Consider the following 18,262-nt stretch of genomic DNA (forward strand, 5'->3'; position numbering starts at 1 on the left):
ACGTCAAAACACCAATCAAAACAATCACGCCGATCAGGTGTTGTAAAACATTCCGACGATATTAGATCGTCTAGAAAAAAAGATAGAAAAGCAACGGACAGTTTTATGACTGCATATGACAACGAACTGTATAGGTTGGATTAAAGGCGCTAAGCAGAAAACTATTCAGACTGTATGCAAATTATGAGTATTTAGAGCAAGGGTCTAACTAGACCCTTGTATTGTTACGAGTATAACTATAAACGATCGCCTATAGATCGGGAGATATTTAATGAATCGAGGATATCGATTTTCCAGCTCCGTAGCTTTAGCTAACTACTACTCGGATGTTCGTAACGTTGCGAACTTTGGCATTCGAAGCTCTTTGAAAGGCGCTTACGGAAGTGCTATGGGTGCTGTTGATGATATGGCTATGAAGATCGGTCAAAAAGCGACCGGGATGAAGCAGGGTTGGAATCCGTTTGCTAAAGAAGGTGCTTCCTACGGAGATGGTATCTACAACAAAGCAAAGCGTTCTGGAATGCGAAATGCTATGCAGAATCCAGAATACAGCAACATTACTATGGGCGCAGGTAGATCACTAGCCGATCAAAAAACTGCTGCTTTGCTTAGACGGCAAGCTATTGCACAGGGTCGTGCTGTAGGGAATCAGGCTCTGACCCAAACTCAACGAAATATTGGTCGAGGTGCTTTAGGTGTAGGTGCAGCGGCGGGATTGGCTGGACTCGGTGCGGCTGGTTACGCAGGCTATCGTGCGTTGAACCCTGAACAAGAAATGTAATCCTTTGTTCATTTGAACGACTAAAAGGAACTATAGGAGAACAACAATAAGTGGAATTTAACCCAACCAATGCATTTGGTGAACTACTCCTGGATTTGATCGAATCACAGTATCAAGGTGATATCGATGCAGGCGTAGAAGGCTTAATGCAATCAACAGGACTCGGAGAAGAAGAGATTGTTGCCATCATCCAAGGTGACACGATTATCGAAGATGAGCAGCTTCTATCCGACATTATCGAAGCATTCCCGGATGCTGATGAGGATGATCTCGAAGTCATCATCCAGACAGCTACCGAAGTTGACGAAGCCGATCGCAACGCATTGATCGAAGAGATTGATGCAAACGAAGCCGAACTTGAAGCAGGTGCTGCTGAAGGTGGTGAGCTGGGTGAAGGCGGAGAAGGTGCTGCTAGTTATGGATACCATTACAATCCGTCCTATCGTGCAGAGTTTGCAGCGCAGCAAGCCGCATCCCGCGTTTCTGCGGTAGAAGCACAGCTAGCAGATTTCCAAGCTTACAGCGCATTGAACGGTGAGTTGCGATCGCTTGATCAACATGCACAGCGCTATGTCGATGCAGGCGCTATGCCTCCCTCGATTAAGTCGATGCTGATCGGCAACTTCTCAGACGATGCAAGTCGTTTAGCGCAATTCCAGAGCGTTGCTGCAAATAACGGCGTGGATGTCCCCACCATGCTGTTTGCAACTCAATATGCACTCGGAATGCTATCGGACGCATCGGATTTTGTCGAGTTCCGCGATCACGCGATCACCGATGAGGATGTTGCGATCGCAAGCTTCTCAGCGTCTCTCGACACGATGGTTTCGGCTGACATTGATGCGATTTTCGGGAGCTAACTAAATGTATCTAAAGATCAAAGATTTCGACAACGGGAAACCGATTTTGTACGGACAAAATCAGACCCGCACCCCGTTTGGTGTTAACCTGTCCGATCGCGACATCCTGCCTGATTTGAAAGGACGGAAAAGCGTTCCTGAAGGATCGTTCTTGGCAGAAATCGATAACGAAATTCGGTTTCTACCTCGTGGTTCTGCTGCCACTGCTATCCTTCCTACGAGTCCGCTCGTTGAGTTGACTGGATCGACTCAATCGTTCAAAGTCGGTGATACGCTAACTCAGGTCACTGGGTATGCCAAAATCACGCTGGACGGAACGATCGCAGCCGGAGATGTCTTCACGATCGCCATCGATGCGGTGACCTACTCCTATACGGCAACCGCTGCCTCTGCGGCAACACTTGCGACCTTGATTGCGTCCGGGGGTCCAGTAAGTATTTCTGGGGATGGTCCGATCCCGACTTATAGCATCCCAGGCGTGAAGGTTACGGCTCAGGGAACGACGCTAATTCTACAGGCGAATGATTCCTATGCGTTGAATGTCTCGTGCTCTAGCGGTACTGCACGAATGAATGTGATCACCACCGATCCGGGATATCTTGGAGCCTGTATTGTTCCGCTCGGTACGATCAACTCCATTGTTCAAGACACAGTATCAGGCAACCGAGTTATTACGCTGAACGCGAACGCAGCCTTTGCGGCTCCGGTTGGATCTCGGATCGGGTTGCGGGTTGATCGACTTCTTGGGATTGCTCCGATCGCGATGGACTTTACGGACGAACCAATTCGTCACTACGCGCCGATTTGCGAAGCAGATGGAGTGTACGAAAAGAATCTTCCGTACTGCGATCGACAAATCAAGCGAGAACTGAGCGATCTGCGGATTAACCGTAGTTTCTATCGCGCTAGTTAACTATTAGGACGAACTATATAAATGTATATTGAATCTTGGCTGAAAGGACAGCGGGAGTCCCGGACGGCAGAGTTAGTGGTAGATAACACCCTGACAAAACTCAAGGAACGCTCCCGCGTACTGGATAAGTACGTTCCCATGTCCACAAAAGACGGTCGTGATTGGTTGGCGTATGTCACCGAGCAAATCGATCCGATCGCATCGCTCGTTTCTACGGGTCAGGAATATCCCTCGACTCAGAAAGGTAAGTTCCGTCAAATTGAATCTCGTCTGTTCAAGGCTGCATTGAAGCACGAATGGAACGAAGATTTGCAGTGGCGCTTGAAGGAAGTTAACGAGTTTGCAAAAGCTCGTGGAATTACGATCCAGAACATCTCGGTCGGTGAAGGAAAGATTCAAGTCGGTCAAGATAACTCCTTGGCTGAGCTGATCTTTGGAACGCTGACTGCTCTGGTTCGAGGTCATGTGAACTTGCTGGACTACCTGGCTTGGCAAGTGATTCAGACGGGTGCAATGCAGTATAGCGATTCCCGAACTGGATTGAACATCAATCTAGACTGGAAGCCTGCATTGACCGCTCGATACAATCACTTCCCATCGCAGCTTACAGGTGCTCGTCGTTGGACTGAGTTTGAAACCGCAAACGGAATTCAAGACTTGGTAGAAATGCACTATGCCTATAAGTACGACAACGGATTTGCGGCTGACGAGATCGCAATGTCGGAACAGTTGATTCAGTGCTTGCTGCGCCAGAAGTCAACTCGTGAAGCGGTCGTATCTTCCTTGCTGGTAGGTGGTACGAGCATGACGGGTACGGTTTCGATCGAACAGTTGAATGATGTTCTGGGTCGTCGGTTCTTGCCGCCGATCGTGTCTGTGGATGATCACTTCCAGCTAGACGGTGACAACACGGGAAGTAATATTCCTACCCGTTTTCTTGATCCTACCCGTGTGGCATTCCTTAAAAAAGGCATGGCTCAGCGAGTTCTGGGGGGAACACTTGAAAATGGCGGAAAAGCAGGAATCTACCAACGCACTTACGAAAAATCAAAAGAACCGCCGCTGGATATCTCCAGCACGGTCTCGATGATGATTGTAACGGCTCCGTCGATCGCAAAACAAGGTTTCTCGCGCAAGATGACGGACAACTCTGCTCTGGAGCAAGCACAAAATCTCGCTGACTTTGAATTCTAGACGCTAGCTAAACAATTAAGTTAGCAACTACAGGGCTTCTATCAAAGAAGCCCTTTCTTATAGCAATCTAACTCACGGTATACTTATAGTAAATAGATATACGCATATACATGCTAGATCCAGTAAAGCTTTCAGGCTATATCGACTGGCTTGATAACAAGATCAACAGCTGTTCGACTTTTATCCAAATGCAGCAGTTGATGACGCTACGTGCTCAAGCAGCTCAAATCAGCCTAGCACATTCTCCAAGTACTGGAACAGGCGGATCTTTGACAGGATCTGTGCTTGCCACAACCCTGAACGAGGTTATTGCTCCAGTATTAATAAACAATCATCTAACCAACATTCAAAGCCACACAAACAACATCCAGACCGATGTTGCAGCTGGGAAAGTCACTTCAGCTAACATTCTTACGAAGCTTGATCAGCTTCCTGCCACCTTAAATCAAATATCCCAGAAGCTAGATGCCTTAGCGTCTCTATCTTCTATCGGCTTAATGGGAAGCTCACAAGGATCGTTAGAGCAAACTGGTCCACAGGTTATATTTGATCCAAATCCTAACCGAAAATATCTTATTATCCAAAACCAGGATAGGGATTATCCGATGTGTGTTGGGTTTACAGATCGAACTAGTGATTTCGAAGCTTCAAAACTAGTTATCGAGCCGAAAGGTTCTTTAGTGTTTGAATCAGGCAGGTTTTGTCCGATCGCTATAGTAGCGGTCGCGGCGGCTGTAGTTGATCAGCCGATCTCCCGGTATGTCGCTTACGAAGGAGCTTAGCATGGGATTTTACTATCCACCTGAAAACGTTACGATAGAATCACTTGCACCGATTTCAGCGTCTTTGTTAGACGGGGTTATTCATACGAACTCAATCCCTGGAAAGGATGTCGTATCCCCTAACGTTGCGATCGACGCAAGCTTTAGGATTGAGTATGATCATAATAGTCGAGATATTGTTTGGAATTTATATACAACATCGGCTTTAACAATTAATGCACCTGATTTTCTAGCGGTCGCAACCCCTTCTCTTTTTACAAAACCGGGACAATTTCTCATTATTGCCAATACCGGAAACTTTGTCATTACGATCGCGACAACTTCAACTGTCCCCCTCAGTACAATCCACCATAGTGAATCGGTAGTGGTGAATCCGCACCGATCGGTGATGTTTTTCTATTCTTCTGGGTATTGGACGGTACTTGGATCTCCGGCATCTGTCGGTGCTCTCGGAACAATCGCCAGTCAAAACGCAAACAGCGTGGCTATTACAGGGGGTACTATCAACGGGACCGTGATAGGTGCAACAACTCCCTCCACGGGACGTTTTAGCTTACTGAACGTTAATACGGCTGTGGTCGGTGGGACCATTGCGCAGTTTGGATCTCCAGGAGCCTCCTTGTCGATCGCGGATAGTATTCCCGGACTGATCGGACTTCATACCACCGTTCCTACCCTTCATCTTGGATATAACCTTTCTACTGGACAATCCCAACGGGTAATCGTTGGGCAGCGTATCGATAACGGAGGATCGTCACTTCAGGCTCCATCTGCATCCTTTCGAACAATGTATGCGACCGGACTTGATTCCGCCATTAATCCATCTACAGGTTCGATTATATCGTCTGGAGGGTTAGGGGTTAGAGGGGACGCTCAAATTGGCGGATCTACGGTTACGAACAAACTAGTGTTGCGTGGCGACCCGTATACATTTGAAACCAAGGTTTCTGGACTCTCTACAACCCACCTTCGATCGATTAGCCCTACTGCTCCGGCTACTCCTGCACTATATGACGAGTGGTTAGAATACACGGCTCCAGGAAAACCTGTCGAGGATTGGTTCTGGAACGGAACGCGCTGGTGCTCCAAAAAGCTGTACTCCTCGACCTTGTTTAGCTCTAGCGTCTCAGCCACCGTAACGAACTGGTTTCCAAATTCCGGTGTTGTACGATCAACCGCGTCTGGGATTATCGCCGAACGGGTAGAGCACTTTTTCTACCTAAACGGAGCAGCTATAAACACGACAAATCACTGGGATGCTCAAATTCTATGGGCTTCAACCAATAGTGTATATAACGCACTTTATCCACTCACCCCTTTTCCAGCAACTGCCAACAACACGAAAACTTCTGTAGTTCACACCCCTACCGTTGCGTTTATTCCGATAGCAGATTTTGTGAACTGGCGCTATAACTACGTCAAGGTCAATGTTCCTGGTATTCTGGTGATAGAATCAACCGTTTATTTTAGACTAACGCATCTGTAAATTACTATGGCAAAAAAGCTACCGATCGATCCGATTGTTTCACGAACAGAACGAACAGCAGCGATTTGTATTTACTCCTACTATGATCAGCCTCGATCCGCTCAGTTTTTTCGAGAAACGGTTACGGCTTGCCAAAGCGGAGCGGTTACCGTCGATGCAATCTCCAGTCCATACACACTGCAAGAAAACCAGCTTGCAGAGCTGCTGAAGTTCATTGTTATCCCTGACGAGTACAAAACCCTATTTCCAAGTATTGCAGCCGTTGGAAAAGGACTTCAAGGACTCGCACCTCTGCTCTCAATGCTAGGAGATTCCGTGGAAGCCTGGTCACTTGACAGAGAAGCAAAACTCCGTGAGCTAGAAAACGCAGGACGAGCCGCTTATGTCCCTCAATCTGAAACCAATGCTGTATAAAGTTCATGTTCCTTTTGTTTCTCAAACCGGAGAGATTGTCCAAGCCGGAAACTACGAAGAAGGGATGATCGATCTCGCTTACGCAAGATCGCGATCGATCGTTACGACAGGCTCGGATGTGCCAGAAACCGTTAAGCCGAAACCCGTCCCAAGCGATATTCGGTCTGAGCCGTTTGTTTTGCAAGGATTGGATAACGGGGGATATGTCGTCCGAATCACGCCTGCGGTTCAAGAAGTCAAGATCGATCGACTTAAGATTAACTCTGCGTCGATCGAGGCATTGAAAGCTATTAAATCTATTGGAAAAGCGATCGCAACGAAGGTCGTTACGCTTCGATCAGAGCAGCGGTTCGATGGATACCACGATCTAAACCGACGAGTTCCGTTGTCGAAAGGTCGAAAATGGGAAGATGTCACTCCGATCGATTTTGAATACTCGGTCCCGGTTAACAATACTAATAATCTTAGGTTTATCTAATGCCATACAAAGGCGTGCTTCCCCAAATGATTCCGGGGAATACCTTGGTCCAGCAAGGGAAACGAATGAAGCAAGGAGTTCCGCAGTTTAACTTCATGGGTCAAGTGGGACCCAAGATTGAACGTGCCGGGACGGTAAAGCGGATTAGTCCTAGCATGTCGAAACAGCGGACGTTTACAACCGCAGAGCGATCGGACTACGCTTATTCTATCGATCTAGGGGATTTCGGCTATCAATCCCCTAAACATTTCAGAATTAACAAGCAAAAACTAAGGCAGTTAGGAGATAAAGCGTTTAAGAAAGCCTCGTCACTAGATGAGAAGATCCTAGCAGGACAAGACGTAAAACCGCTAACCGATAGAAAAGCCTTGTACGAACGTCGAGCTAGGAATGCAACTGTCCTAGAGCATTACCCGATGGGTCCAGAAGGTCAACTCCATAAAACAAAAGGCGGGAACGGAAAAGGAGTCAATATCGTTAACGATGAAGTCCTTCCTAGAATGACTGACTCATCCGTAAAAGAACGTTCAAAAGCTGCTCGACCTGATTCTCCCTTGGCTATAAGAAGAGAAGTCGAGCCTCCTCGAATCATCGATCAAAAACCAAAAGCAGTGTCTACGAGTTCAGCTAAGCCCACCTCAGAACCTGCAAAACAACCTTCTTCCGATCAGCCTGCTGTCAAACCCGAAAAATCGTCTAGTAAGAAAGCTGGATCTAAACCCAATACTGATATTCGATTTCCGGCTGCAACGCTAGCAGGGCTAGCTACCGCAGGAATCGGGGGAAAAATGTACCTAGATTCGCAAACTAAGGCTGAAAAGGAGCGATCGAGCTATTCGTCTCCCGTTCGGCTTTACGCAGATTTTTCAACCCCTAAACTAACCCCTCAAGAGCTGGAACGAAAAAGACGACTAGAGTTCGAAGCATGGAAACGAGAGCACGAAGAACAGGACGAACCTGGAAATATCCGATCGACCTCGAACGACATCGTATCAAAAGCCAGAGAAGGTAGAGGCTGGATTAACACAGCAACTTCTACGGGACGAGAATTGCGGAACTGGTACGGATTCTTAAGAGGATAGATTTAATGCGTTACGCTCGAATCGACGCGATTACGCGAAAACTAGCTGGACGAATCACGGTTGTCGATATTACAGACTCCGGGATTACCGGAGTTACAGAAACCCGGATCGGAACCGACTTAATTCGAATCCTTGCAGAGGAGCAAGAAGAGTTTATTGATATTTATTTATCGATGATCTACGAGCTTCCCTTGAAGCAAGAGCATTCGTTTCTCAGTGGAATAGTAGAAAAGCTGATCATATCGGAAGTATATCTAACGTATTTTCCGACTGTTTCAGAATCTACGGATAGTACAGACACATTTGGATCAATTATGCGGATGCAGGCTTTGAATAGTTTTCAAAGCCTGTTCAATGGACTAGGGATTTTTATCCCGGACTCGACCGCCTCCTCGAATCAGATCCAAAACGACGAAACTCGTCAGCAAATGGCGAATAAAGCCATTATCCTTCCAGGGGAAAAGCTAAAATCCTTTATCGGGTACGACTACGACGGAGACAGTGTATCGGATACCGATCTCTTTAAGTTGAATGGTAACGTCCAGCCAAGTTTCTACACGGCTGGGAAGATGGAAAAGAAAGATGACGACATAGATGTGATCAATCACGTCAGAATTCGTCCAAGACGCAAAACGATGTCCGATGATATCAATTTCTGGTAGATATGGACTTTAAGAAAGAGTTTGAATCCTTAATTCTGGATGCACTTAAAAAGACAGTTCCACAGCTTGCTCAGAAAACAGTACCTCCAGTGTCAGGAGCAAAAAGAACAACGGAGCTAGTCGATCGCGGTACGTCTGCAATGGGTTTCTCGAAAATTACTAAGACCGGATACACTCCATGATCGAACGTCCCCAGTTCCCAAACGATTTTGATTTTCAAGATCACGACACGTCGATCGTGGCAAAGTATTTGTTTAATGAAACAAACAAAACATTCGAAAACGTTACTGCACTTCCCAATCGGCAAATCATCAAGAGCTACCGAACCTGGAACGACATTGCAATCCCGTTAATTGACTATCCTGTTCTAAAGGTCTATGCCGTCTCGGAACTCGTCAAGGACAATCAGCCATTCTCCGCAACATCATTAACGATCGCGTATGGACTTGCCTTCACGGTTAAACAAAAAGTCCCGGACGTGTCGAGATTTGTTGTGAAAGAACTCGTCCGAAATCTATCGAATGCCGCTTTCGAAGACGCTCCAAAATTCCAATTAGATTGGACAAATGGACTTAGAGTAACCTACGAAACGTTTTTATCACCGGAAAACACAGTTTACAAATACGCCACGATTGACGCGGCGATTATGACGCATCTTAGTGATACCTGCTACGTATAGTGTGCGTGTTATATTTGAGATAAGTATTAAAGTTTTAACAAACGCTACATGGCAACTGTCATCATTAAGCGACCTTTAGCGGTCGCAATTCAATCTACCGCTATTGAAGTCTCGATGGGTGTTCCTACGGCTTCTGGCAGTGATTACTACGTTCCAATGGTTGTGAACGATTCCGCTGCTGTTCCGATCGGATCTCCAAACGCGATCGCAGTCGGCGGACAGTCTAAACTGAAAGCATCTACCGCAGGTGCGTTTGATACGGTTCGGGTCGGGGATGTTGTCAGTGAGCTTTCAACCGGATCGTTAACGGTCAAGCCTTCGGTCGTCCTGCAAGACTGCTATCTCGCAAGCGGCACGAAAATCATCAGCTATCCCGATAGTCCGACCTCCCGAATCCTTGATATTCGAGCAGGGGATGCAGTACTTGCTAGCGCTGATGTTGATGCTGATACCGTCGTCGATCGCATTGATTATGCGGCACGGACTATCTATCTCAGCAAGCCGCTGCTGGCAGGAACCCCTGCTATTAAAAACGTAACGATTAAACCCGTCGTTCGAGTAACGGCTGTTCGTCTTTCAACGGCAACCGCAGATGCTAACGAGATTGATATTGATACGACTGTGGCGACAGGTGCCGCTCAAACAGCCGTTACGATCGTCAGCGGTGTACGAGAGGCTGTGATGGGGATTCTACGGATTCAACCCCTCTCAAACACAACCGGATCACGGCTAACGGTCGGAGTTGGTGTTGCGACCCCCAGCGGAAAACTACTGATCGCAGATGTAACAGGAGGTAGTGGATTGAATCCAGCTACTCAGAACTATGTCTCGATCGGAACGTTTGGGATTGATGCAGACACCTGGCTAACGGATATCCGGGTTCCTCGCGCATAGTTCAATTTTGGTATAATTTAGGGGCTTCGTACAACTCCTTTTCAACGCTCCGTAGAATTAACTACGGAGCTTTTATGGTAAGGTGAATCTATAGAAAATATTAAGCGCGTATATGGTGGATACTCCTGACATCCGGCATGAGCTTCAAGACATTGCAAAGACTTTGGATGGAATGGAAGCGATCGATGAACAAGATAAAGAAGAAATAGTTAATTTACTAGAAAAAGTCAATACGCAAACCCAGCTTGCGATTGCGGCACTGAGTGAAGATGTTAGAAAGTTACGCACTCTAATCATCATGATGTCGGCTGCGGCTGTTTTATTTTACGGGATCGATGCAAAGAAGCGAGAAGAGCTGCTGGGTCGAAACGCGGACTTAATTGTTCAAGGACTTGCTGCTGCCGCAGGGGTTTACAATATTAGTCAGAAGCCTCGGTATTCGATTAGTCCTGAGAATCCTCCCTCTCTTCGCGACGATCGTGATTGATATTTTTTCAAAGCGATACTTGGCGGTTAGTAATGCATTCGTAACCACGATTGAAGGGGATGTGTTCGTGTATCCCGCTCCGCTATCAGTACATGGTACAATCGAGGATGAATCTAAGAGCACGAAAAGCCGTTTTGAGTTCCATGTTTCGTCCTACACAGATTCATTCCTTGCCTTAAACTCCCCGCATTCTATCTTTCTATATCTTTTATCGATGGAGTACACGATCGATACGTTGTATATCCAGTACTTAAGAAAAGAAGAAGTTAGACAAGAAGTTGGAGGCTATAAAGGGATTTACGACTATGTGAATCAAGATGTGGCGATGAACATGTCGATCGAAGAAGTCTCAGACGCGATGATTGCTCTTAGACGTGAGCTGAACCCAATCGAGATCGTTACAGACTAATAACTATGGCAGACCCTGCTAAAAAGACGTACCAAAACAAACCTGTTTATAAAACCCTAACCGTAACGTTAGATAATGGATCGTCCGTTCAAGTGGCGCGTGTAGCCGTAAGCGAACTAGATACCTTGCTGGAACTACAGGATCGACTGCTTCAAAAGTATGTCGAAGCAAATGGGATGTTGGGTACGATGATCGCGAACGAGGATGTTCGCTCTCAACTCTCTTCAATGTGCGGAATGCTTCCAATCGTTGGGAAATCCTCCTCTGGGGAGCCTCAGTATCTTCAGTTTACGGACATTCAAGACAACTGGGAACAGCTAGTGACATTGTTCTTTAACGGGAGTTTTGATGAAGAAGAAAGAGAGTTCACCGATGTAACTCCTTCAAAAATCAGCAGGTTGCATTTTTTTCCGTTCCAGACGCTGTTCAACAAGTACCTGGAAGAGAAGAGGGAGCAAGAGTCGAAGAAAAAGAGCGACTAACTAAGCTCTACTATCACCGACTCAAAACCAGAGAGTTCACGCCGCAAACGATGCTGCTGAACTCTCTTTTGTGTGCGTTTCCAGAAAATGGAATTGAACTATACCGATCGATCGACTACTGGCAGTGCCGGGAACTCTTGGACTTAAGCTCCGATGGTAGAATGAGTTCAGAGGATCGAATTCAGGCAGCAGAAAATCACGTCTTCAACACGTACCTCGATCGCACCGCTTCCAATAAAATAGCCTGGGTCGAAATAGAGGAGCTGCTAGATCTTCGAGATATTTACGAAAAATCTAAAGTATCCCTAGAATAATGTCGAACTCGTTTACGAACGAAATCCAGAAAGGTCTCAGCCTAGTTAGTAAATCGTTCTGGGAATTAGATAAAGACATCGCTGAAGCGGTTACAGGAACTAAAAGCATTGCTAAAGGGTTCGGAGAACTTTCAACGCAGCTAAAAAGTACTGCATCTTTTTCCGATAAGCTTACAGGATCGTTTGGGGCATTAGGAAAGTCTGGTCTAGGTGTTGTACAGGTTGTTTCAGGGATCGGCGAAGCTGCATTCAAAGTAGGATCGCTAGTGACGATAGCGGATGCGGCGTCTACTGCCTGGAAAAAATTTAGCGGGGTTAGCAAATCCCTTGATTTTGCAGAATCAATTCAAGGAAGTCGAAAACTAGCAGATAACTTTGATCTTCTAGAGCGAACCGGAACAAATACACTTAGCAAAATAAGTGGAGCGCTAGAAGTCGTTTTTGACAATAGTAGTTTTAGTAAGTGGAGCGGTCGAGCCGTTAGCTCGTTCGCAGAGGTAGAGCAAGCCGCATACAGACTTTCTACGATCACAGTCTCAGGCAACGAACGAAGTATTGACGCACTGGACAAAAATATTAAGTCCATGCGATCGCTCCAGAAGGAGACGAAAAATGCACTCGGATCGGTTGAGCTTCTAAATGCACAGTATGATATTGCGTCCGCAGGTTTTACCGATTCAAAAAGTAACAAGCAAGTCGGTAAGTCCAGTATTAACCTGGCTCAAGCAGGTTTTGGTGATGTCGGTGGATCAACCAATGCGATCGTGCGATCGCTTCGTGCGCTAGGGGAAGACGCATCAACCGCAGAGCGTCGTGCAGCCCAGTTGTTTGAAACTACAAAAGTCGGTCTCTTAACCCTGGATCAGCTTACCCCTGAGATTGGTGGACTAGCGTCACAGGGTCGGCAGCTAGGAGTCAGCTTTGAAGACATTACTGCATCTCTTGCTGTACTAACCACACAAGGTATTACTGCGAACGCAGCCGCTGAGCGACTATCTGCTTTCTTAGGGGAGGTTGTTAGTGTATCTCCTGAAGCAGCGGCGGCGTTAGCGCAGTTTACGGATGAGGCTGGAAAGCCTATTCAATTGAATGCTCAGGTTCTCCGAGAGAAGGGACTTCAAGGAGTTATTCAAGACATCAAAAAAGCGACAAACGGAGAACTCGCGAAAATCAAACAGATTTTTGGTCAGGAAACAAGCCAAGAATTTACAACCTTAATCATCGGTGCGGGAGACGAAAATCTCAGCTCCGCTAAATCTAGAATTTCTAACGTCGATACCGGAGCATTTAACGAGGAAGCAGAGAATAGAGGAAAAACGCTAACAGGTGCCTTCGACCAAGCGTTTAATAAATCACAAGCCGTTGTCGAAGATTTTGGTGCATCTCTTAAAACCGACGTATTAGGACAGCTAGAAAACTCCACAGGTGTCCTCAATAAATTTAGTAGCGCGTCCGCTTCCGCGTTTGGTGGGGTGCTGGGAACCTTAAACGGAATTCAAAGCAAAGTATCTGCGGTTGTCGGATTTGCTGGAACTGTGTTCTCAGTTGTTGCTCCGACTGCGTTCTTTGCAGTCCTCGGAAAAGGGTTTGTCAAAATCAAAGATAAGTTTGGCGGAATCGCAGAAGAGATTCTAAGCCTCAAGAAACCTGGAGAATCCTTTACTGATTTTCTAAAACGTCAAGCTCAAGAAGTCGGGGATAGACTGAGAGATGGATTGATTGACGCTTTTGCTAAAGCCCGCGTCGAAGCCAAGCAGTTTTATTCGGAGGTCAAGACCCTATCCACACTTTCTATCGAGGAGCGTCAGCAGCGCAGAGTTGAGAAGAAAGCCGCACGTCAAGCCGAAAAACTGTCCACAGATGATCCCGATCGCCTCACTCCAAAAGCGGCTGCTGGGAAAGCGTTAAAAGCAGGTGGATCGGTCGCTACATCCTTTTTCAAAGAAACGGCAAAAACGATCGGGTTTCTAGGAGTCGGGGGAGTAGCTGCCGCAGGAGGGTTAGCGATCGCGTCCGGGTGGGTCGATACCCTTGCAAAGAATATCGATAAAAAAGCAATCCCGGAACTTCAGGAGATGAAGGACTCGCTTAGTTCCTTGGAGGGGGTTTCTGGATTAAAAGCGTCCTTGGCAGAACTAGACGAGTTTAACGCAAAACTAGAGACCGGAAATATTTATCTTGATGTATACGCGGAGTCGCTAACTCGAATCGGGGGGTATTGGAACAGTGTAACCGGAGCAGCCTCCCAAAACGCAACGATCCAAGAAGAACTCGCTAAACGGCAAGAGTTGATTCGAGCAAGCGTCAAGGAAGCAACGCAGAACGGATCAAGAGGAGTTCTAGACAACACCCCTGAACAAAAAAAAGTACAGGCAAAACTAGATGCAGGGGTCGAGCTGAGCGGAGAGGACCAGAAGGTTTTAACCTCCGCCTACGATCAGGAGATTGCAAAAAACAAAGCAGATATTGATATCCAAAAACAAAGGATTACAAGCGAGAAAGAGAAAGGAGGAGGAAAACCGGAAGTTTTAGAAGGACTTCAAGCAGAGCTAAAAGCGCTAGAAAGAAAAGCAGAACTAGAAAACAAGTCCCTAGAAAGCCAAAAAGAACAAGCGTTGTTCGCAAACCAACTGAAACTCTTTCGATCGCGAGGAGGTTCCCCGGTTCCGATCGCGCTCAAAGTAGACGATCAATCCCGACAAGCGGTTGAAGCTCAAATTAAAGGTATCGCTGAAAATCTACAAGGTGCGGTATCGGGTGCAAACGGAGATCCTGCAAAAGCAAGCGCGAAGCTTGCTTCCTTTAACTCTTCATTAAAAGCTGGAATCGCTTCGATCGAAACCTCGGTTGATCTAAATCCATCAGCCGCACTAGATCTCCGAAAACAGCTTGAAAGTGAACTTGCAAAAGTTGATCCACAAGGACTTGCAAATGCGCTGGAAAGTGATCCAGCGCTCAGAGCTGCGTTCAACGGACTTAACAAGAAAATTACGGATGGGGTGGTTCAGCAGTCCCAGACCAAGGAAACGGCTCGAACGTCCACGTATGACGGAGCGCAGTCGCTGGGGTTAGACAATGCGGCTCTCTCCGGTGCCAAATTCAAGGCTCAGACCGAAAGTATTGACGCTCAGGTAAAAGCACTCAATGAGGAGCTTAACGCCTCTTCTACCCCCCTTGCAAGGCAACTGGAGATAACCGCACAAATCGAGCAGCTTGAGTCGAAACGCGCACAAAACAGTGCTGAGAATCGAATTAAGCAGGAGCTGTCTTCCAAGAAGCAGATGCTGACGTTAGAGGAGCAGCTTCTGAGTGTTCGAACCGGAATGGTCAGCTTGTTTTCCCAGCAGAACGAGTTCGATATGATGTCGATCTCACTCGCAAAAGCGAAAGTCTCCGAAGCAGAAAAGCAGCTTCAGATCTCTCAGAAGCAGATCGAGATTTCTAGCCGAGAAGACATCATCCGCAAAGAAGAGGGAGTTAAATCCTTACAGCAAAAATCCAAGCGATCGCAAGCGGATATTGAACGACTCTCTTCTACCGGATCGGGGACCGGAATCCCATCGACTCAGGCGACTGCACCTAAACCGCCTGCAACCGAAACAAGTAATGCAAGCGTTATTGACGCCACGAAAAAAGCATCGATCGAAGCGGCAAATGCAACTGCTTCGAAGTTCTCGCAAGATGAACAAGCACGAATTACTTCCGCGCTAGAACGATCGGGGAATAAGTTTGGATCGGGACAGCAAGCGATTCGACAGAACCTGTTTACCGCAGACGGATCATTCAAGGGAGACCGAGAGTCCGTTAAAGAAGTGTTGTCAAAACAATCCCAGAATAACCAGCCTTCACTCAAAGATCGTGCGGTAGAGATTGCTACGCTTGCATTACCTTTTGGAGAAGTAGCGAATAAGGCAGCAACTCAACTTAACAATACAACTCGTCAACAGGATAATGTTGACTCATTCAAAGCGAGAGATATTTTCACTCAGAAAGAAGAGGAACGAAAAGCAGCGCTTCGAAAAGCAGAAGGGGATGCAAAGCAACAAACAAAAGCGGACGGAGATGCAAAGATCACGAAACAACAAACGGACGCTAGATTAACCAAAGGGAAAGGCGAAAAGATTGCAGACGCAAAGAAAGTTGCAGATGAAGATAAAAAAGCACTAAAAGGTGCGAAAGAGGAGCTGAATTTCGCTAAGGTTCTGAGCGATGTCAAACAGAGATTTGCAAATCTAGACAAAGTGATCGAACTCAACATTGCAAAAGTCAATGAAGAATTCGCATCAAGAGAGAAGATTGTAAAGTTCAGCCAAGCGATCGGGAATGCTACTCAAAATATCGGAAGTACTGTCAAAGGACTTTCGTTTCTAGGGTCTGCGTTTAATTCGATCGGTGCAGATATCCAATCGAGCGGATTTGAAGCAAGCGATCCGCTTGGAGAGATTTCCACTCGAAAAGATAAGGCGCTAAAGCAGCTTGACGTAACCCTCGAAACAATGGAAGGCATCTTTAGGGATGCCAGCATCGCGCTAGAAAATGCGAAAAAATCCGGTGCGGATAAAGCCACGATCGACGCACTCCAAAAAACCAAGCGAGATGCCGGAGATAAGCTCAGCAGCGCACAAGAAGAAGGGAACATCGATCGCACCCGCATTAAAGAGCAGACCGCACTAGAAGCGGCAAATGCGCGGCTTCAGATCTTCACCAACCGAGTGAGTGCAGTTAACGAGAAGTTTCAAGCGATTGGGGAAACCCTTTCCAAACAATCTGACTTATTCAAAGGCGCGATCGATCTCAATCAGCGTCGAGTGAACAATACGGCTGAAAACAACAAGTCTCGAAACTCCTTACAATCGTCGGTTATTGGATTCTTTGGAGCAAACAACCCCGGTGCAGCAGCGCTGCAAAAACGCTTAGAAGTTCAGCAGATTAAGGACGATACGAAGCTTCAGAAGTCTCAGATCGTGACAGAAGGAAAAAAAGAGGTTATCGATCTCTCGGTCCAGAGGCAGCAGCTTGAACTTGAAGGACAGTCGTTAGAAAACGCACTGACCCAGACTCAGTTACTCTCGGACTTGCTCTCTGTGTCCCAGGGACAGCAAGCTACGTTTTCAAAAACGGCGGAGGTTCAAGACCGAATCGGGAAAATCCCGGATGTCATCAAGCAATCCCAAGCTCTGAACTCCGCTAAACGAGGATTAATTGATGAACAGCTTGCGACGGTTCAGCAAGAAACCCAAGATAAGTTGAAGCGAGCGGACGCAGATTCTGCAAATCGAAGACTACAAGCGACCCAAGGTGGAACAGGTGCGACCGCAGACTTAATGATCGAATCGCTTAGAGATTCTGAAAAAGCACTTAAATCTATGAAGCGTCAAGACTTTAACGTTGGGTCAATGGAGGAGTTGAATCCAATGCTAAAAACACTGGACACCCTCAAGAAAGCAGGACTTTCCGAACCAAAGCAAGAGCGCTTTAATCCGTTCGACTTAGAATCCGCGTTCAAGCCTAGACAGAGAACAGCCGCTCAAATCGTTGATCAAGGAGTAACCCAGTATCTAACGAATGGTCAAACAGCACGAGAAGACATGCGATCGTCGGTTGCTCAAATTCAAGCCGCTCAGCGACAATCTATGTCCCCTGGAAATTTACCGACGACTTCTGCATCAGGCGGAAGTAGTACGGTGATTCAGCCGCAAATCACGCTGCAAATGAACATCGATAATCGAGGAGGAACTGGAGCGATCGATAATCTTCCCGCGATCGTTCGTCAACAAGTCGGACCTCTGGTAAATAACTCCATGTCCCAACTATCGGAGAAGGTACTGCAACTCACGAGAGGTAACTAAGGCAATTATTGAAACTGCTATGATGTTAGTAGAAAGACGAACTACTATTCGAACTACTATTCCGACTTAATCTACTTACTAGATTCATCAGTAATGGCATTAAATATCAAATATCAGAAAGTGTTTGGAGTTCCTGTAGCTCCAGACGCGATCAGCCAAGGAGCGGTATCTTTGGCAAGTCCTCCGGTGATTACCGGGGACTTTGTGACGACTATCAACATCCAGCTTCGGACCTACACGTTTGACTTGCGGGGTATTAACGAAGCAAAAGCTCAAGAAATTATTGATATCTGCAATACCAACGCAGAGTCGCTTGCTTTGGGTCAAATTGATTTGTCGAATCCGGCTGGTGCAGGGATGTTCACGTACCGCAGTGCGAAGTGTGTTCCGTTCTCTTATCAAGATGGTGGCACGATTCAAGTCGGCGGAAACTCCAACAACTACAACAGCTTCCAGGTTACGTGCTTGACCGACGTTACGACGGCATCGATCTAGG

At 46.7% G+C, this 18,262-nt stretch carries 19 protein-coding genes; all 19 read left to right on the forward strand.

The window, feature by feature from the left end; all coding sequences use genetic code 11:
* The first annotated feature begins 271 nt into the window (after positions 1 to 271).
* The 19 genes from ACRC32_RS12260 to ACRC32_RS12350 all read left to right on the forward strand — a co-directional run bounded on the left by ACRC32_RS12260 (position 272) and on the right by ACRC32_RS12350 (position 18,261).
* Positions 272 to 781 (forward strand): hypothetical protein, encoded by a 510-nt coding sequence (locus ACRC32_RS12260; RefSeq protein ID WP_438554221.1) that lies wholly within the window; start codon positions 272 to 274, stop codon positions 779 to 781.
* Positions 782 to 831: 50 nt separating this feature from the next.
* Positions 832 to 1,641: a hypothetical protein gene (locus ACRC32_RS12265; RefSeq protein WP_438554222.1), complete on the forward strand. Its 810-nt coding sequence runs from the start codon at positions 832 to 834 to the stop codon at positions 1,639 to 1,641.
* A 4-nt stretch (positions 1,642 to 1,645) separates the two neighbouring features.
* Positions 1,646 to 2,554 carry a hypothetical protein gene (locus ACRC32_RS12270; protein ID WP_438554223.1) on the forward strand — a complete coding sequence of 303 codons (909 nt, stop codon included), beginning with the start codon at positions 1,646 to 1,648 and terminating at the stop codon, positions 2,552 to 2,554.
* A gap of 21 nt (positions 2,555 to 2,575) precedes the next feature.
* On the forward strand, positions 2,576 to 3,748 hold the full coding sequence (locus ACRC32_RS12275) for a hypothetical protein (protein WP_438554224.1): 1,173 nt from the start codon (positions 2,576 to 2,578) through the stop codon (positions 3,746 to 3,748).
* Between the two features lie 110 nt (positions 3,749 to 3,858).
* A complete protein-coding gene (locus ACRC32_RS12280; protein ID WP_438554225.1) occupies positions 3,859 to 4,530 on the forward strand; it encodes a hypothetical protein in 672 nt (223 codons plus the stop codon).
* Position 4,531: 1 nt separating this feature from the next.
* Positions 4,532 to 6,016 (forward strand): hypothetical protein, encoded by a 1,485-nt coding sequence (locus tag ACRC32_RS12285; RefSeq protein ID WP_438554226.1) that lies wholly within the window; start codon positions 4,532 to 4,534, stop codon positions 6,014 to 6,016.
* Positions 6,017 to 6,022: 6 nt separating this feature from the next.
* Positions 6,023 to 6,430 carry a hypothetical protein gene (locus ACRC32_RS12290; RefSeq protein ID WP_438554227.1) on the forward strand — a complete coding sequence of 136 codons (408 nt, stop codon included), beginning with the start codon at positions 6,023 to 6,025 and terminating at the stop codon, positions 6,428 to 6,430.
* Positions 6,399 to 6,908 (forward strand): hypothetical protein, encoded by a 510-nt coding sequence (locus tag ACRC32_RS12295; protein WP_438554228.1) that lies wholly within the window; start codon positions 6,399 to 6,401, stop codon positions 6,906 to 6,908. The genes ACRC32_RS12290 and ACRC32_RS12295 overlap by 32 nt, the downstream gene beginning before the upstream one ends.
* 65 nt (positions 6,909 to 6,973) lie before the next feature.
* On the forward strand, positions 6,974 to 7,990 hold the full coding sequence (locus tag ACRC32_RS12300; protein ID WP_438554229.1) for a hypothetical protein: 1,017 nt from the start codon (positions 6,974 to 6,976) through the stop codon (positions 7,988 to 7,990).
* A gap of 5 nt (positions 7,991 to 7,995) precedes the next feature.
* Entirely contained in the window at positions 7,996 to 8,652 is a 657-nt protein-coding gene (locus ACRC32_RS12305) for a hypothetical protein (protein ID WP_438554230.1), read from the forward strand.
* A gap of 2 nt (positions 8,653 to 8,654) precedes the next feature.
* On the forward strand, positions 8,655 to 8,834 hold the full coding sequence (locus tag ACRC32_RS12310; RefSeq protein WP_438554231.1) for a hypothetical protein: 180 nt from the start codon (positions 8,655 to 8,657) through the stop codon (positions 8,832 to 8,834).
* Complete coding sequence (locus ACRC32_RS12315; protein ID WP_438554232.1) at positions 8,831 to 9,331, forward strand: hypothetical protein; 501 nt, start codon at positions 8,831 to 8,833, stop codon at positions 9,329 to 9,331. Before ACRC32_RS12310 ends, ACRC32_RS12315 begins: the two co-directional genes overlap by 4 nt.
* 48 nt (positions 9,332 to 9,379) lie before the next feature.
* Entirely contained in the window at positions 9,380 to 10,225 is an 846-nt protein-coding gene (locus ACRC32_RS12320) for a hypothetical protein (protein WP_438554233.1), read from the forward strand.
* Between the two features lie 112 nt (positions 10,226 to 10,337).
* Positions 10,338 to 10,712 carry a hypothetical protein gene (locus tag ACRC32_RS12325; protein WP_438554234.1) on the forward strand — a complete coding sequence of 125 codons (375 nt, stop codon included), beginning with the start codon at positions 10,338 to 10,340 and terminating at the stop codon, positions 10,710 to 10,712.
* A complete protein-coding gene (locus ACRC32_RS12330; RefSeq protein ID WP_438554235.1) occupies positions 10,705 to 11,121 on the forward strand; it encodes a hypothetical protein in 417 nt (138 codons plus the stop codon). The genes ACRC32_RS12325 and ACRC32_RS12330 overlap by 8 nt, the downstream gene beginning before the upstream one ends.
* Positions 11,122 to 11,126: 5 nt before the next feature.
* Positions 11,127 to 11,603 (forward strand): hypothetical protein, encoded by a 477-nt coding sequence (locus ACRC32_RS12335; protein WP_438554236.1) that lies wholly within the window; start codon positions 11,127 to 11,129, stop codon positions 11,601 to 11,603.
* Positions 11,604 to 11,653: 50 nt separating this feature from the next.
* Positions 11,654 to 11,917 (forward strand): hypothetical protein, encoded by a 264-nt coding sequence (locus tag ACRC32_RS12340; RefSeq protein WP_438554237.1) that lies wholly within the window; start codon positions 11,654 to 11,656, stop codon positions 11,915 to 11,917.
* Complete coding sequence (locus ACRC32_RS12345; protein ID WP_438554238.1) at positions 11,917 to 17,766, forward strand: phage tail tape measure protein; 5,850 nt, start codon at positions 11,917 to 11,919, stop codon at positions 17,764 to 17,766. Before ACRC32_RS12340 ends, ACRC32_RS12345 begins: the two co-directional genes overlap by 1 nt.
* Positions 17,767 to 17,859: 93 nt before the next feature.
* A complete protein-coding gene (locus ACRC32_RS12350; protein WP_438554239.1) occupies positions 17,860 to 18,261 on the forward strand; it encodes a hypothetical protein in 402 nt (133 codons plus the stop codon).
* Position 18,262: the final 1 nt, after the last annotated feature.

The organism is Chroococcidiopsis sp., assembly GCF_051657925.1.
Taxonomy (GTDB): domain Bacteria; phylum Cyanobacteriota; class Cyanobacteriia; order Cyanobacteriales; family Chroococcidiopsidaceae; genus Chroococcidiopsis.

Excerpts from the sequence above, each read along its gene's own strand:
- ACRC32_RS12345 (WP_438554238.1), top strand. The coding sequence starts at position 11,917 with ATGTCGAACTCGTTTACGAACGAAATCCAGAAAGGTCTCAGCCTAGTT.
- ACRC32_RS12320 (WP_438554233.1), top strand. The coding sequence starts at position 9,380 with ATGGCAACTGTCATCATTAAGCGACCTTTAGCGGTCGCAATTCAATCT.
- ACRC32_RS12305 (WP_438554230.1), top strand. The coding sequence starts at position 7,996 with ATGCGTTACGCTCGAATCGACGCGATTACGCGAAAACTAGCTGGACGA.
- ACRC32_RS12300 (WP_438554229.1), top strand. The coding sequence starts at position 6,974 with ATGAAGCAAGGAGTTCCGCAGTTTAACTTCATGGGTCAAGTGGGACCC.
- ACRC32_RS12285 (WP_438554226.1), top strand. The coding sequence starts at position 4,532 with ATGGGATTTTACTATCCACCTGAAAACGTTACGATAGAATCACTTGCA.
- ACRC32_RS12325 (WP_438554234.1), top strand. The coding sequence starts at position 10,338 with ATGGTGGATACTCCTGACATCCGGCATGAGCTTCAAGACATTGCAAAG.
- ACRC32_RS12270 (WP_438554223.1), top strand. The coding sequence starts at position 1,646 with ATGTATCTAAAGATCAAAGATTTCGACAACGGGAAACCGATTTTGTAC.
- ACRC32_RS12260 (WP_438554221.1), top strand. The coding sequence starts at position 272 with ATGAATCGAGGATATCGATTTTCCAGCTCCGTAGCTTTAGCTAACTAC.
- ACRC32_RS12335 (WP_438554236.1), top strand. The coding sequence starts at position 11,127 with ATGGCAGACCCTGCTAAAAAGACGTACCAAAACAAACCTGTTTATAAA.
- ACRC32_RS12310 (WP_438554231.1), top strand. The coding sequence starts at position 8,655 with ATGGACTTTAAGAAAGAGTTTGAATCCTTAATTCTGGATGCACTTAAA.
- ACRC32_RS12290 (WP_438554227.1), top strand. The coding sequence starts at position 6,023 with ATGGCAAAAAAGCTACCGATCGATCCGATTGTTTCACGAACAGAACGA.
- ACRC32_RS12350 (WP_438554239.1), top strand. The coding sequence starts at position 17,860 with ATGGCATTAAATATCAAATATCAGAAAGTGTTTGGAGTTCCTGTAGCT.
- ACRC32_RS12340 (WP_438554237.1), top strand. The coding sequence starts at position 11,654 with ATGCTGCTGAACTCTCTTTTGTGTGCGTTTCCAGAAAATGGAATTGAA.
- ACRC32_RS12315 (WP_438554232.1), top strand. The coding sequence starts at position 8,831 with ATGATCGAACGTCCCCAGTTCCCAAACGATTTTGATTTTCAAGATCAC.
- ACRC32_RS12295 (WP_438554228.1), top strand. The coding sequence starts at position 6,399 with ATGTCCCTCAATCTGAAACCAATGCTGTATAAAGTTCATGTTCCTTTT.
- ACRC32_RS12280 (WP_438554225.1), top strand. The coding sequence starts at position 3,859 with ATGCTAGATCCAGTAAAGCTTTCAGGCTATATCGACTGGCTTGATAAC.
- ACRC32_RS12275 (WP_438554224.1), top strand. The coding sequence starts at position 2,576 with ATGTATATTGAATCTTGGCTGAAAGGACAGCGGGAGTCCCGGACGGCA.